13 protein-coding genes are annotated in these 13,068 nt (G+C 66.9%); 8 read left to right on the forward strand and 5 right to left on the reverse strand.

All coding sequences use genetic code 11. The annotated features are described in order from the left end of the window. Positions 1-59: 59 nt before the first annotated feature. From moaB to EDF58_RS01835, 3 genes are all read right to left on the reverse strand, one after another. A complete protein-coding gene (moaB, locus tag EDF58_RS01825) occupies positions 60-587 on the reverse strand; it encodes a molybdenum cofactor biosynthesis protein B (protein ID WP_132262161.1) in 528 nt (175 codons plus the stop codon). Further along, entirely contained in the window at positions 577-2,313 is a 1,737-nt protein-coding gene (locus EDF58_RS01830; RefSeq protein ID WP_207912836.1) for a lytic transglycosylase domain-containing protein, read from the reverse strand. The genes moaB and EDF58_RS01830 overlap by 11 nt, the downstream gene beginning before the upstream one ends. Before the next feature lie 136 nt (positions 2,314-2,449). Beyond that, positions 2,450-3,250 carry a uracil-DNA glycosylase family protein gene (locus EDF58_RS01835; RefSeq protein WP_132262164.1) on the reverse strand — a complete coding sequence of 267 codons (801 nt, stop codon included), beginning with the start codon at positions 3,248-3,250 and terminating at the stop codon, positions 2,450-2,452. A gap of 92 nt (positions 3,251-3,342) precedes the next feature. Here EDF58_RS01835 and EDF58_RS01840 point away from each other — a divergent pair, with 92 nt between their 5' ends. From EDF58_RS01840 to EDF58_RS01875, 8 genes are all read left to right on the forward strand, one after another. Next, positions 3,343-4,992: an electron transfer flavoprotein-ubiquinone oxidoreductase gene (locus EDF58_RS01840; protein ID WP_132262166.1), complete on the forward strand. Its 1,650-nt coding sequence runs from the start codon at positions 3,343-3,345 to the stop codon at positions 4,990-4,992. Between the two features lie 150 nt (positions 4,993-5,142). Further along, positions 5,143-5,964 (forward strand): 4-(cytidine 5'-diphospho)-2-C-methyl-D-erythritol kinase, encoded by an 822-nt coding sequence (locus tag EDF58_RS01845; protein ID WP_132262167.1) that lies wholly within the window; start codon positions 5,143-5,145, stop codon positions 5,962-5,964. After that, positions 5,961-6,713: an N-formylglutamate amidohydrolase gene (locus EDF58_RS01850; RefSeq protein ID WP_243654037.1), complete on the forward strand. Its 753-nt coding sequence runs from the start codon at positions 5,961-5,963 to the stop codon at positions 6,711-6,713. Before EDF58_RS01845 ends, EDF58_RS01850 begins: the two co-directional genes overlap by 4 nt. Before the next feature lie 63 nt (positions 6,714-6,776). Beyond that, complete coding sequence (locus EDF58_RS01855; protein WP_132262169.1) at positions 6,777-7,343, forward strand: DUF805 domain-containing protein; 567 nt, start codon at positions 6,777-6,779, stop codon at positions 7,341-7,343. A 137-nt stretch (positions 7,344-7,480) separates the two neighbouring features. Beyond that, complete coding sequence (gene ilvD, locus EDF58_RS01860; protein ID WP_132262170.1) at positions 7,481-9,337, forward strand: dihydroxy-acid dehydratase; 1,857 nt, start codon at positions 7,481-7,483, stop codon at positions 9,335-9,337. Between the two features lie 113 nt (positions 9,338-9,450). Continuing rightward, complete coding sequence (locus EDF58_RS01865) at positions 9,451-9,825, forward strand: hypothetical protein (protein WP_243654038.1); 375 nt, start codon at positions 9,451-9,453, stop codon at positions 9,823-9,825. After that, positions 9,797-11,215 carry an NAD(P)H-hydrate epimerase gene (locus EDF58_RS01870; RefSeq protein WP_132262173.1) on the forward strand — a complete coding sequence of 473 codons (1,419 nt, stop codon included), beginning with the start codon at positions 9,797-9,799 and terminating at the stop codon, positions 11,213-11,215. Before EDF58_RS01865 ends, EDF58_RS01870 begins: the two co-directional genes overlap by 29 nt. Then, a complete protein-coding gene (locus EDF58_RS01875) occupies positions 11,212-12,474 on the forward strand; it encodes a class I SAM-dependent RNA methyltransferase (protein WP_243654039.1) in 1,263 nt (420 codons plus the stop codon). The genes EDF58_RS01870 and EDF58_RS01875 overlap by 4 nt, the downstream gene beginning before the upstream one ends. 54 nt (positions 12,475-12,528) lie before the next feature. Here the strand turns inward: EDF58_RS01875 and EDF58_RS01880 are convergent, their stop codons facing one another. Both EDF58_RS01880 and EDF58_RS01885 read right to left on the reverse strand, forming a co-directional pair. Continuing rightward, positions 12,529-12,792, reverse strand: a complete 264-nt coding sequence (locus tag EDF58_RS01880) for a hypothetical protein (RefSeq protein WP_132262175.1) — start codon at positions 12,790-12,792, stop codon at positions 12,529-12,531. Positions 12,793-12,833: 41 nt separating this feature from the next. After that, positions 12,834-13,064 (reverse strand): hypothetical protein, encoded by a 231-nt coding sequence (locus tag EDF58_RS01885; protein ID WP_132262177.1) that lies wholly within the window; start codon positions 13,062-13,064, stop codon positions 12,834-12,836. Positions 13,065-13,068 lie beyond the last annotated feature (4 nt).

Here is a 13,068-nt window from a genome sequence, read left to right on the forward strand (position 1 = left end):
TTACGAGAAGCTCATTTTTCGCTGAGCGGTGATGGCCGGGCGGCTGAGAGCCGCCCAGCTTACTTCTCTCGCAGCCTCGGCATCAGTTCCACGAAGTTGCAGGGCCGGTTCCGGCTGTCGAGCTGCTCGGCCAGAATGCCGTCCCAACCGTCCTTCACCGCCCCGTTCGAGCCGGGGAGAGCGAAGAGGTAAGTGCCGCGCGAAACGGCGGCGCAGGCGCGGGACTGGACGGTGGACGTGCCGATGGTCTTGTACGAAAGCCAGCGAAACAGCTCTCCGAACCCCGGAATGTCGCGCTCCTTCACCCGGTCGATGGCTTCGGGCGTGACGTCGCGGCCGGTGAGCCCGGTCCCGCCGGTGGAGACGATGGCGTCCACGTTCGGATCGTCGATCCAGACGTTCAACCTTGCGGCGATCACGTCGGCATCGTCGCGCTCGATCGCGCGGTCGGCCAGGGCATGGCCGGCATCGCGAATGCGCTGGACGAGGATGTCGCCCGAAGTGTCGTTTTCGGGGCCGCGCGTGTCGGAGACGGTCAGGACGGCGATATTGATGGGCTTGAAGACACGCTCGGGATCAATGGCCACGCACGATTGCCCCGTTGGCCGTCATGCGGACGGCCTGCGAACCCGAAAGGCCGGGGAACGTCGGCCACATATCCTGCGCCAGCGCCATGCGGCTTTCGGACTGGCCGCCGGCCTGACGCTCGTACATCCAGTAATTGCGCAGCACGATGTTCACGTAACCGCGCGTCTCCCAGTACGGCAGGGATTCGATCCACAGCAGCGGATCGCCCTGGCAGTTCACTTCGGAGTTCCAGCGACGCACCGGCAGCGGTCCGGCATTGTAGGCGGCCATGACCTTGGGCAGCAGGCCCTGCGTACCCGGATCGTTGCGCAGCATCTCAAGATGGCGCTGGCCGAAGGCAAGGTTCACTTCCGGCTTGTTGAGATCGGAAGCATTGCCGGTGTAGCCGAGCGAGTTGGCATGATCGCGCGCGGCCGCGGGCATGATCTGCATCAGGCCGCGCGCGCCCGCCGGGCTGACGACGCTGGTCTGGAAGATCGATTCCTGAAGGGCATGGGCATAGACCAGTGCCGGATCGACCTTCCAGCCGCCGACCGGGTTCCACTTGGGCGTGGGGAACCGGCTTGCCGGCTCGGGCTTGCCGCCGAAGGGCGCGTTATAGGCCATCCAGAGCTGGGTGGAGGGCAGGCCGAGATCGCGGGCGAGGCGCGTGATCGAGGCATATTGGTCCGGCGTGCCGATGCGGGCCTGGTGGCGCAGCACTTCGTCGGCCAGGCTGTCCTCGCCGATTTCGGCGAGTTCCACGGCCGTGCGGATGTTGGTGTTGGTGCGCAGCACCTGCCAGTCGTTCTGGGTGAAGTCCGCCGCGGCATGCTGTTCCGGCAGCTTCATGCCCAGCTGCTCGGCGGCCAGCATGCCGTAGAGCGTCTCGTCGCGGGCGGCGGCGAGGCGCAGGGCTGCCGAAGCCTGTTCTGGCTTGCGGCAACGCACGAGCGCGCGGCCGCGCCAGTAGTGCGCCGCGCTGGTGAGTTCGGCGTTCTCGGACGACTTGGCGGTCTTGTCGAAAGCGTCGGCCGCGCCGTCGCAGTCGCCCAGACGCCAGGCGGCCAGACCGGCGGTCCACCACGCTTCGCCGACCCAGGGGCCGGTGCCCATCGCGGCAAGCTGCGCCAGCTGATAGGCCTGCGCATCCTGGTTCTCGATATAGAAGCTCCAGGCCACCTTCTGGCGCCATTCGGCCCGGGTCGAGGGGCTGAGGCCAGCGTCGATCCCGTCCAGCAGCATGCGGGCGCCGGTGGGATCGTCGGCCTTTATGCGGTCGTTGATGCCACTTGCGATCATGGCGGGCATCGTGCCGTCGTCGATCGAGGAGGGCCGCACGCGCTTCACCATGGTCGGCAGGCGGGCAAACTGCTGCTCGGCGGGAAGCGAGGGCACGTTGAGCGCGCCGCGCTTCAAAGCCAGGCGGCTGATCTGGTCTGCGCCGGGCAGGTCGGTGCCTTCGGCCAGCCACGATTGCAGCGCGGGAAGCTCGATCTTGGGAGAGCCGGACGCAAGATAGTAGGCGGCGCGCAGCTGCTGATGGAGCGGGCCCTCGGGACGGTCCGCCAGCAAGCGCTGGACGGTGGACCAATCCTTCGAGTCCACGGCGTCGAAAGCCTGCTTGTAATAGGCGCGGTCATCCTGGCTCAGCAGCGAGGGAACCGCGGTATTGTCCGCGCGCGAGCGAAAATATTCCACGGCCGCGCTGTTGGCGATGGCCGGGCTTGCGCCCAGGGCGGACATGACGGTGAGAACGGCAAAAGTGACCCCTGTGGCTGCGCTGGCGCGCCAGGGTCCCTTGCGGTTTCTCTCCATGCCGGATCTTTTCAAATTCATTCCCCGCATCGTGCGACCTAATCGCCGGCGGAAATCGGTCCTTTCAGGACTTCTGATCCTCCGGCGCGGTTGATACCGACTTGTCAGTTTCAGACTTTGACCACTCTAGCCAGGCGCTCCAGAAGCTCGCCTTCGCGCGCGGTTGTTGCATCAGCGCGGCGAGCCCCCACCCGGCCAGAAGCGGTATAACACATCCTTCATGATGAAATTGTCTTAAAACGGCAGCGCGTTGCGGCGATTCGTGGCCAATGAGCGACAGGACGTTTCCGCCCAGCACCATGAGTCGCTGCGGGGCCACAAGGTTAACGTGCCGCGCCAGCGCATCGCCAAGGCCGCGAGTCTCCGCGGCGCGCCAGTCGGGCAGGGCGTCGTGGCGGGGCAGGGCGCTGGCGAGGTAGACTTCCTCGCGCCGGGTGCCGAAGGCGGCCAGCATCGCGTCCAGCAGCTTGCCCTGGGGGCCGGTCAGCAGCGTTTCGCGGTCCTGCGGCTCGGGAGTCTCGACGACGATCATCAGCGGCGCGCCGCTTTGCCCCGAGGGCAGGATGCGCCCGGTGGACCCGCCGTCGTCCAGCAGCGATTCGCGCATCCACCAGTCGCGGAAGGCCGGAAGGTCGGCCGGTAGCAGCCCCGGATCGATCCGCGAAGGCAGGGCCGGCGGCGCGTCGACTTGCACCGGGGGGCGCCGCCGCGGGGGAATCCGGCCGCCGTTTTCGTCGCGTTCTTCCTCGGGCACGATCCACTGGCGCGGCGTGTCCAGGAAGTCGAAATCGACCCCGGCCTCGCGCCACCAGTCCAGCGCACCTGTGATATCGTCCAGAAATTGCCGATTTGAGGCCTGATCCATCGGCTGGGTCTTGACCTCTTGGCTTCCACCAATCAAGGCAATTCGAGAAAATTAATCGAGCGACTAAATTAGGGGCAGGCTCAGTGGACGCAATGATTGAACGCGAAGAGATGCCGTATGACGTCGTCATCGTCGGCGGTGGGCCTGCCGGCCTTGCCACGGCGATCCGGCTGAAGCAGGTCGATCCGGCGCTGTCGGTCTGCGTGCTGGAGAAGGGCTCGGAGATCGGCGCGCACATTCTTTCGGGCGCGACGATCGATCCCAGGGCGCTCGACGAACTGCTGCCCACCTGGCGCGAGGACGGCTGCCCGCTGGCGGAAACGCCGGTGACCGACAACTGGCACTGGCATCTCACGAAGAAGAAGAAGTTCGGTCTGCCGCATCTGGTCATGCCGCCGTTCATGTCGAACGAGGGCAATTACACCGGCTCGCTGGGCAATCTCTGCCGCTGGCTGGCCGAACAGGCCGAGGCGCTGGAGATCGAGATCTTTCCGGGCTTCCCGGCCGCCGAGATCCTCTATGACGAGAGCGGCGCCGTGATCGGCGTGCAGACCGGCGACATGGGCGTCGACCGCGAGGGCAATCCCAAGGCCGACTTCCAGCCGGGCATGAACCTGCTGGGCAAATATACCGTGTTCTGCGAAGGCGCGCGCGGCCACCTGACCAAGCGGCTCAAGGCCAGGTACGACCTGGAGGCGGATTGCCAGCCGCAGATCTACGGCATCGGCATCAAGGAACTCTGGGATATCCCCGCCGACAAGCACGTCCCCGGCCGGGTGATCCACACCCAGGGCTGGCCGATGAGCGAGACCGACAGCTGGGGCGGCGGCTTCCTCTACCACCAGGCGAACAACCAGGTGGCGCTCGGCTTCGTGACCGCGCTCGATTACAAGAACCCCTACGTCTACCCGTTCGAGGAATTCCAGCGCTGGAAGCAGCACCCGGATATCCGCGCGATCCTGGAAGGCGGCAAGCGCGTCGCCTACGGTGCGCGCGCGATCAACGAGGGCGGCTGGCAGTCAGTGCCGATGCTGGCCTTCCCGGGCGGCGTGCTGGCAGGTTGCTCGGCCGGTTTCGTCAACGTGCCGCGCATCAAGGGCACGCATACCGCGATGAAGAGCGGCATGCTGGCAGCCGAGGCGATGGCCGCGGCGATCAACGCGGGCCGCGCGCAGGACACGCTGGGCGAATACGACACGGCGGTGCGCGAAAGCTGGATCGCCAAGGAACTGAAGCTGGTCCAGAATGCCGAGCCGATGGTCGCCAAGTGGGGCGGAGAAATCGGCACGGTGCTGGCCGGCGCGGACATGTGGCTGCGCACGCTGTTCGGCTTCGGCCTGGCCAAGCCGATGAAGCATCACACCGATGCTTCCACGCTCCAGCGCGCCGATCTCTACCAGCCGATCGCCTATCCCAAGCCCGACGGCGTCATCAGCTTCGACCGCCTGACCAGCGTGTCCTACTCGTTCACCAATCACGAGGAAGACCAGCCGGTCCACCTGAAGCTCAAGGATGCCAGCATCCCGACCGCGATCAACCTGCCGCTCTATGCCGGGCCGGAAGCGCGCTATTGCCCGGCCGGCGTCTACGAATTCGTCGATCCGGACGGTGCGGGCGCCAAGCTCCAGATCAACGCGCAGAACTGCGTCCACTGCAAGACCTGCGACATCAAGGACCCCACCCAGAACATCGAATGGGTGACGCCGGAAGGCGGCGGCGGTCCGAACTATCCGAATATGTGATCGAGAAGGGGAAGGCCATGCCTTCCCCTTTTTCGTTGCCGGTCGGGTGACGGAAGCAGTCTGTCGGGGCATATTGGCGAAGAGTGATGCAGTACCGGGCCGGCGAAGCTCAACTTGCCTCTCCGCGCGCGGCGCGGCATGGACGGTGCGATGCTGACCGAAATCGCCTACGCCAAGATCAACCTCGCGCTTCATGTCCGCAGGCGGCGCGAGGACGGCTATCATGAGCTGGAAACCCTGTTCGCCTTCGTCGACGCGGGGGACGCCCTGGCTGCGACTCCAGCAGAGGCGGACCGGCTGACCACGCACGGCGAATTTGCCGGGAAGATCGACGATCCTTTCGGCAATATCGTCGCCAAGGCGCTGCTGGCGCTGCCGCATGGCGAGGGGAAGCGGGGCTGGGCGGTCGATCTCGAAAAGCGCTTGCCGGTTGCGGCGGGGCTGGGCGGCGGATCGGCCGATGCCGGCGCGGTGTTCCGCATGGTCGAGCGTGCCCATGGCCTGCCCGAGGACTGGCATGCGCGGGCGGCAAGACTGGGCGCGGACGTGCCCGCCTGCGTGCTGTCGCGGCCCTGCATCGGCACCGGCACGGGCACCGATCTGGCCGAAGTGGCGGAGAACGACCTCGAAGGCTGCCCCGTCCTCCTGATCAACCCGCGCGCCCCCGTGCCGACCGGGCCGGTGTTCAAGGCCTGGGACCAGCGCGACCGCGGGCCGATGCCGAGCGGAACCTTGCGGCAGATCGCCCTGGCCGGTCGTAACGACCTGGAAGACCCGGCGATCGCCCTATGCCCGGTGATAGCCGAAGTGCTCGCGGCCTTGCGGGACACCGCGCCGTTCCTAGCGCGCATGTCCGGCTCCGGCGCGACGTGCTTCGCCCTCTATGAGAGTCAGGCAGCCTTAAGCCAGGCCGCGGCAAGGATCGCGGCAGACCATGCCGATTGGTGGCAATTATCCGGGAAGCTGCGTTGAAAACTTCCGATATTTCAGACCCCGAAGCGGCGGGTGAAGTCTACCGGGTGCTCGGCACGCCGGCCGCAGGCGGCATTCTCGTCGTGGCGGACCATGCTTCGAACCATGTGCCGGAGGGGATCGATCTCGGTATTCCCGCCGAGCTGATGAACCAGCACATCGCCATCGACATCGGCGTGGCGGGGGTGGCGCAGCGCATGGTGGCTCCGGGCGTGTGGGGCTGGCTCGCCGGGATCAGCCGCCTGGTCTGCGACCTCAACCGCGATATCGGCATGCCCGGCATGTTTCCCGAGATTTCGGACGGCTATGCGATCCCCGGCAACATGATCGGCGATGAAGGCCGGGCAGCGCGCGTCGCGGCCTATTTCGATCCCTATCACACGGCGCTTGAACAGGCGCTGGAGCAAGCCGCTCCCGCCCTGATCGTCTCGCTTCACAGCTTCACGCCCGGGCTGGCGACTTGCGACAAGCCGCGCCCCTGGGAAATCGGCATTCTCTACAACGAGGACGATCGCGCCGCCCGTCTCGCCATTCCGCTGCTGGAAGCCGAAGGCCTGACAGTGGGCGACCAGGAGCCTTACTCGGGCCGAGTGCTCAACGCCTCGATGAACCGTCACGCCGAAAGGCATGGCCGCCCCTACCTTTCCATCGAGATCCGGCAGGACCAGATCGCCGATGCGGCAGGACAGGCGGTCTGGGCGGAACGGATGACCCGTATCTGCAGCGCGGTCGCCGACGGGCTGCGCTGATTCGTCCGGGTTGTCGCGAAGGCGCGGCGCGGATAGGCTGCCGGAGATTGATCCGGGGGCAACATGATCGGCTATCACCTTGTACGACTGGCGAAATTCTCCGGTCGTGAAACCCGCGCAGCATTCTGGCCATGGGCGGCCGTGGTGGTCGGGCTGGTCCTGCTCGGCGGCGTTGCCGCGATGACGCCGCAAGTGCTCGCGTCCATGGCGAAGATGCGCAAGTTCGCGCTGGAGCATCCCGATCAGGCGACGATCACTTCGGGGCCGGGCCATTATGAGATCAGCATAGAGGGCCATCATCCGGAACTGATGCCCGACATGGGCCCGTTCGTGCTGGCGCTGGAGGGTACGATGGCCGTGTTGATCGTGCTGATCGCCGCCGCTGCGGTGCGCCGCCTGCATGACACGGGGCGTTCGGGCGCCTGGGCGCTGCTGCCCTTGCCGTTCCTGTTTTTCGGCTTCTCCAGGATGCCCGTGCTCTTTGCCGATCCGGTGTTCGACACCCGGCTGTTCGGACTGCTGTTCCTCAACAATCTCTGCTATCTTGCAGCCCTTGGCGCGCTAATCCTGCTGCTCGCCCGGTCCGGCAAGCCCGGTGAAAACCGTTTCGGCCCGGAGCCGCGAGGCTAGTTCCGCACGATCCGAAAAGCGAAAAGCGCGTTTTTGGAAATTTTATGCCTCGCAAAAGCCAGGCACTTGTCGTAGGGGCGCGGTCGAGACGGTAGCTGTCCCGCGCCGTGCCCATGAAAAATCCCGGAGTTCGCACAATGCCCGCCTATCGTTCACGCACTTCCACTCACGGCCGCAACATGGCGGGCGCGCGTGGCCTCTGGCGCGCGACGGGCATGAAGGACGGGGACTTCGGCAAGCCGATCATCGCGGTGGTGAACTCGTTCACGCAGTTCGTGCCCGGCCACGTCCACCTGAAGGACCTGGGCCAGATGGTCGCGCGCGAGATCGAGGCGGCCGGCGGCGTCGCCAAGGAATTCAACACCATCGCGGTGGATGACGGCATCGCCATGGGCCACGACGGCATGCTCTATTCGCTGCCCAGCCGCGACCTGATCGCGGACAGCGTGGAATACATGGTCAACGCTCACTGCGCGGATGCCATGGTCTGCATCTCCAACTGCGACAAGATCACGCCGGGCATGCTGATGGCGGCGCTGCGCATCAATATCCCGGTGGTCTTCGTTTCCGGCGGACCGATGGAAGCGGGCAAGGTCGTGCTGCGCGGCAAGGAGCAGGCGCTCGATCTGGTCGACGCCATGGTTGCAGCCGCCGACGAAAGCTACACGGACGAGGAAGTCCAGGCGATCGAGCGTTCGGCTTGCCCGACGTGCGGCTCGTGCTCGGGCATGTTCACCGCCAATTCGATGAACTGCCTGACCGAAGCGCTGGGCCTCTCGCTGCCGGGCAATGGCTCCACCCTGGCCACCCACTCCGATCGCCAGCGCCTGTTCCTGGAGGCCGGCCGCCTCGCCGTGGACTTGTGCCGCCGCTATTACGAGCAGGACGACGAGACGGCCCTGCCGCGCAATATCGCCAGCTTCGGCGCGTTCGAGAACGCCATGAGCCTGGACATCGCCATGGGCGGATCGACCAACACCGTGCTCCACCTGCTCGCCGCCGCCGTGGAGGCGGGCGTGGACTTCACGATGGAGGACATCGACCGCCTCAGCCGCAAGGTGCCGTGCCTGTCGAAGGTCGCGCCGGCGAAGAACGACGTCCACATGGAAGACGTTCACCGCGCCGGCGGCATCATGGCGATCCTCGGCCAGCTCGACCGTGCGGGCCTGCTGCATACCGACCTGCCGACCGTTCACGCGCGCACCCTGGGCGATGCGCTGAACCACTGGGATATCTCGCGCACCAATGCGCCTTCGGTGCAGGAATTCTTCAAAGCGGCGCCGGGCGGCGTGCCGACGCAGACCGCGTTCAGCCAGAGCCGCCGCTGGGAAGAACTCGATCTCGACCGCGAGAACGGCGTGATCCGCAGCAAGGAGCATGCGTTCAGCCAGGACGGCGGTCTTGCCGTGCTCTACGGCAATATCGCGCAGGACGGCTGCATCGTGAAGACGGCGGGCGTGGATGACAGCATCCTGAAATTCACCGGCACCGCGCGCGTCTACGAATCGCAGGACGCCGCTGTTGCCGGCATTCTTGGCGCGCAAGTCGGCGCGGGCGACGTGGTCGTGATCCGCTACGAAGGGCCGCGCGGCGGGCCGGGCATGCAGGAAATGCTCTATCCCACTAGCTACCTGAAGTCGAAGGGCCTGGGCAAAGCCTGCGCGCTGCTGACCGACGGCCGCTTCTCGGGCGGTACCTCGGGCCTGTCGATCGGCCACGCCTCGCCGGAAGCCGCCGAGGGCGGTGCCATCGGGCTGGTCGAGAACGGCGACACGATCGAGATCGACATCCCCGGCCGCACCATCAACCTGATGGTTTCGGACGAGATTCTGGCCCATCGCCGCGCCCAGCAGGAAGCACGCGGTGCCGATGCCTGGTCGCCTGTGCATCCGCGCCCGCGCAAGGTTTCGGCCGCGCTCCAGGCCTATGCCGCGATGACTACCAGCGCCGCCAAGGGCGCGGTGCGCGACGTGACCCAGCTCAAGCGCCGCTAAGGCATGCATGCCGCCTCCCCGGATGCGATCCGGGGAGGCGGTGTCCCATTTTGGTCTGCCTTGCACATGGCGTTGGCGCCGCGCTGCTTGCGCCTGTAGCAAGGCGCATGGCCATGAAATTCCTCACCGTCCTGCCGCTTTCCCTTGCTCTTGCGGCATGCTCTGCCGGGCATGAGGTGCCGGAGCAGGCCGAAGGCGGAGAGCGCATTCCCTGCGCCGTCGCCGGTTCGGCGGAACTTAAACCGGTCTGCGCGGTAGAGCGCGTGCGCGAGCAGGACCGGTTGGTGCTGGTGGTCCATCATCCGGACGGCGGGTTCCGGCGCTTCACGGTCATGACCGACGGCAGCGGGCTGGCGGTTGCCGATGGGGCGCAAGTGGCGGTAACAAGGCTGGACGGTGATCGGCTCGACGTCAGCCTCGGGGCGGACCGTTACCTGTTCCCGGTCACGAGGAAGCCCCATGCCGCAGAGTCCAAGCCCGCACGATAGCCAGATCCTCACCGTGTCGCAGATGCGCGGCGCGGAGGAGGCGCTGATCGCGGCGGGTTCTTCCGTCGATGCGCTGATGCAGCTGGCGGGGCGCGGCGCGGCCGAGTGGATCTGGCGGATTTGCGCCGGGCGGCGGGTCACGGTGCTGTGCGGCCCGGGGAACAACGGCGGCGACGGATATGTCATGGCCGAGGCCATTCGCGAGCGCGGGGGGCAGGTCGCCGTGGTGGCCGCCGGCGAGCCGAAGTCCGATGCAGCGCGGCATGCGCGCGCGCTCTATCAGGGCCGGGTGCTGGACGCCGGACAGGCGGGCGCAGCCGAAGGCGATGTCTTCGTCGACTGCCTTTACGGCAGCGGGCTGACGCGGCCGCTCTCGGCGGAACAATTCGCGCTGCTGAACCGTCTGGCCGAGGCGCATCACCACCGGGTCGCCATCGATCTGCCCAGCGGCGTACAATCCGATACCGGCATGGTGCTGAACGAAGTGCTGCCGCGCTATGACCTCACCCTGGCGCTTGGGGCATGGAAGTTCGCCCATTTCCTGATGCCGGCGACCGCTAGAATGGGGGCTTTGCGCCTGGTGCCGATCGGTGTCGAACCGGTGTCGGGCGCGGCAACGGCCGTGAGCAAGCCTCGGATTTCGGCGCCCGGGCCTGACGCGCACAAATATCGGCGCGGCTTGCTGGCCGTGGTCGGCGGCGCAATGCCCGGCGCGGCCGTACTGGCGAGCCTGGCCGCGCAGGGAGCAGGAGCGGGCTATGTGAAGCTGTTCGCAGACAGCAAGCGCAATGTTCCCGCGGACCTCGTGGTCGACCAGGGCAAGTTGATCGACGTACTGGCCGATGATCGCAACACGGCCATTCTCGTGGGACCGGGACTCGGCCGCGACACTGCCGCGCGCGAGCGACTGGCGATTGCCCTGGCCGATTCGGCTGCGGCCCTGGTGGATGCCGATGCACTGGTGCTGCTGGGCCCGCGCCATCTGGCCGAGCGCAAGGCGGCGACCGTGGCGACGCCGCACGAGGGTGAACTGCTGGCGCTCGAACGTGCTTTCGGTCTCGACGGCACGGGCAGCAAGCCGCACCGGGCGCTGGCGCTGGCGGAAGCGACGGGGCTGGTCGTCGTCGCCAAGGGGCCGGATACGGTGATCGCCGCGCCCGATGGCCGACTGGCCTGCGCCCCGCGCGCGACGTCGTGGCTCTCCACGGCCGGAACCGGCGATGTGCTGGCCGGCTGCATCGCCAGCCGCCTCGCCGCCGGAGCGGATGGCTTTACCGCCGCCTGCGAGGGCGTCTGGCTCCACGGAGAGGCCGCGCGGCGGTGTCCGCCTGCCTTTACTGCCGGTCAGCTTGGACAAATGGTCCCGGCTGCGCTAGCGGCCTGCCTGTGACTACCGAAACCGAAGAAATCCTGAGAATCGCCTCCAAGGGCGACGGCGTAACCGCGAGCGGGCGTTTCGCCTGGGGCGCCGCGCCGGGCGACCTGCTGCGCGAAGACGGCACCCTGGAATGGGGGCCGCACCATATCCAGGCCGCGTGCACCCATTTCGGCCGCTGCGGCGGCTGCCAGCTCCAGCAGCTGGACGAGGAAAGCCTGGCCGCCTTCGTCGAAGGGCGCGTCGCCAATGCCTCGGCCTCGCAGGAACTGGGCGCGGAGACGATCTCCGCTCCTTACCTGTCCCCGCCGGGCGCGCGCCGCCGCGTGTCGCTGCGCGCCGAAAGCTCGGGCGGGCGCATCGTCATCGGCTTCCGCGAGGCGAAGTCCCACCGGCTGGTGGAGCTCGAAGAGTGCCCGGTCATGGCGCCGGAGCTTTTTGCCGTGCTCGGTCCGCTGCGCAAGCTGCTCATCATGATGGGCAAGGCGGCACCGGCGAAGAAGGGCGGCAAGCCCGGAAAGTCGGCCCGGCACCAGCAGGCGCGCATGGCCGCCGATATCGAGATGACCCTGACTGACCAGGGCGTGGACCTTGGCGTGAAGGGACTCACTGCCGAGGGGTTGGCCGCGACCGAAGCGATGCTAGACTTCTCGCGCGAACATGGCCTCGCGCGCCTTACCATGGACGGCGGCTACGGCTTCGAAACCGTGTGGGAGCCGGTGCCGGTCACCGTGAAACTCGGCGGCGTGCATGTGCCGTTTCCGCCGGGCTCGTTCCTGCAGGCGACGGTGGACGGCGAGGAAGCGCTGGTCGAAGCGGCGCGCGGCTGGCTTCAGGGCGCCGCGACCGTTGCCGATCTCTTTTCCGGGCTTGGCACTTTCGCGCTGGCATTGGCCGGACCGCAGACCAAAGTGCTGGCAGCCGAAGCCGCGCGCGATGCGCATCTGGCCTGCAAGTCTGCCGCTGACCGGGCCCAGCTGCCGGTGTTCAGCGCGCACCGCGACTTGTTCCGCAACCCGCTCCAACCCGACGAACTGAGCAAGTTCGAGGCCGTGCTGCTCGACCCGCCGCGCGCCGGTGCGCGCGAGCAGGTGGAATGCATCGCCGGGTCCACGGTGAACCGCGTCGTCTATATCTCGTGCAATCCGTCGAGCTGGTCGCGCGATGCCGCGCGGCTGATCGAGGCGGGCTTCAGATTGGTGGAACTGCGCCCCGTAGGCCAGTTCCGCTGGTCCACCCACGTCGAACTCGCGAGCTATTTCGAGCGCGCCTGAAGCTGCGGGTTACCCGAAGCGCGGATGTGTGCTGACTGAACCGGCGGCGCCGGATCAGTCAGCCTCTTGCGCTTTCGCCATCATGTCCATGAAATCCCGCGCGGCGTTGCGGTCCTCGTCATTGTCGAAAGCGACGTCGAGGTCCGGCGAGGCGTTGAACAGATAGAGCAGGGACCACAGCGCGAACCGGCGGCTCCGGTCCTTCTCCATGCCCAGATCGACGCGCATGCGATCGATGCCGGTTTCCAGCGCGGTGGGTGCGATGGTCGAAAGGTCGTCGGTGCCGAAATAGCGGCGGAGCTGATCGTCGAAATCCATGCCCCGGCCCTAGCACCGGAAGATCGGATCGCGAAGACCCGTCAGGAATCGCCGTCCTTTTCGGCCATCTGGGCCGCGACGAGCTGGTAGATCACCAGGGCCCAGGTGCTGCCGATCATGCCCACGAAGAAAGTCGACCAGCTAAGGCCCCAGTCCGCGTCCAGCAGATTATTGGTGAGCGCAGCCAGCGTGACCAGCACCAGCAGCGTTTCCAGAGTAGCGAAACCCCAGCGCATGGAGACGACCGAATATGACTCGCTGCGTGTGCTCACGCCC

Source organism: Novosphingobium sp. PhB57, from assembly GCF_004342985.1.
GTDB lineage: Bacteria > Pseudomonadota > Alphaproteobacteria > Sphingomonadales > Sphingomonadaceae > Novosphingobium.

What these genes read in the sequence shown, in the direction of transcription:
- EDF58_RS01835 (WP_132262164.1), bottom strand. Translation starts at nt 3,250, where the DNA reads ATGGATCAGGCCTCAAATCGGCAATTTCTGGACGATATCACAGGTGCG.
- EDF58_RS01855 (WP_132262169.1), top strand. Translation starts at nt 6,777, where the DNA reads ATGATCGGCTATCACCTTGTACGACTGGCGAAATTCTCCGGTCGTGAA.
- EDF58_RS01830 (WP_207912836.1), bottom strand. Translation starts at nt 2,313, where the DNA reads ATGTCCGCCCTGGGCGCAAGCCCGGCCATCGCCAACAGCGCGGCCGTG.
- EDF58_RS01880 (WP_132262175.1), bottom strand. Translation starts at nt 12,792, where the DNA reads ATGGATTTCGACGATCAGCTCCGCCGCTATTTCGGCACCGACGACCTT.
- ilvD (WP_132262170.1), top strand. Translation starts at nt 7,481, where the DNA reads ATGCCCGCCTATCGTTCACGCACTTCCACTCACGGCCGCAACATGGCG.
- EDF58_RS01865 (WP_243654038.1), top strand. Translation starts at nt 9,451, where the DNA reads ATGAAATTCCTCACCGTCCTGCCGCTTTCCCTTGCTCTTGCGGCATGC.
- EDF58_RS01870 (WP_132262173.1), top strand. Translation starts at nt 9,797, where the DNA reads ATGCCGCAGAGTCCAAGCCCGCACGATAGCCAGATCCTCACCGTGTCG.
- EDF58_RS01840 (WP_132262166.1), top strand. Translation starts at nt 3,343, where the DNA reads ATGATTGAACGCGAAGAGATGCCGTATGACGTCGTCATCGTCGGCGGT.
- EDF58_RS01845 (WP_132262167.1), top strand. Translation starts at nt 5,143, where the DNA reads ATGCTGACCGAAATCGCCTACGCCAAGATCAACCTCGCGCTTCATGTC.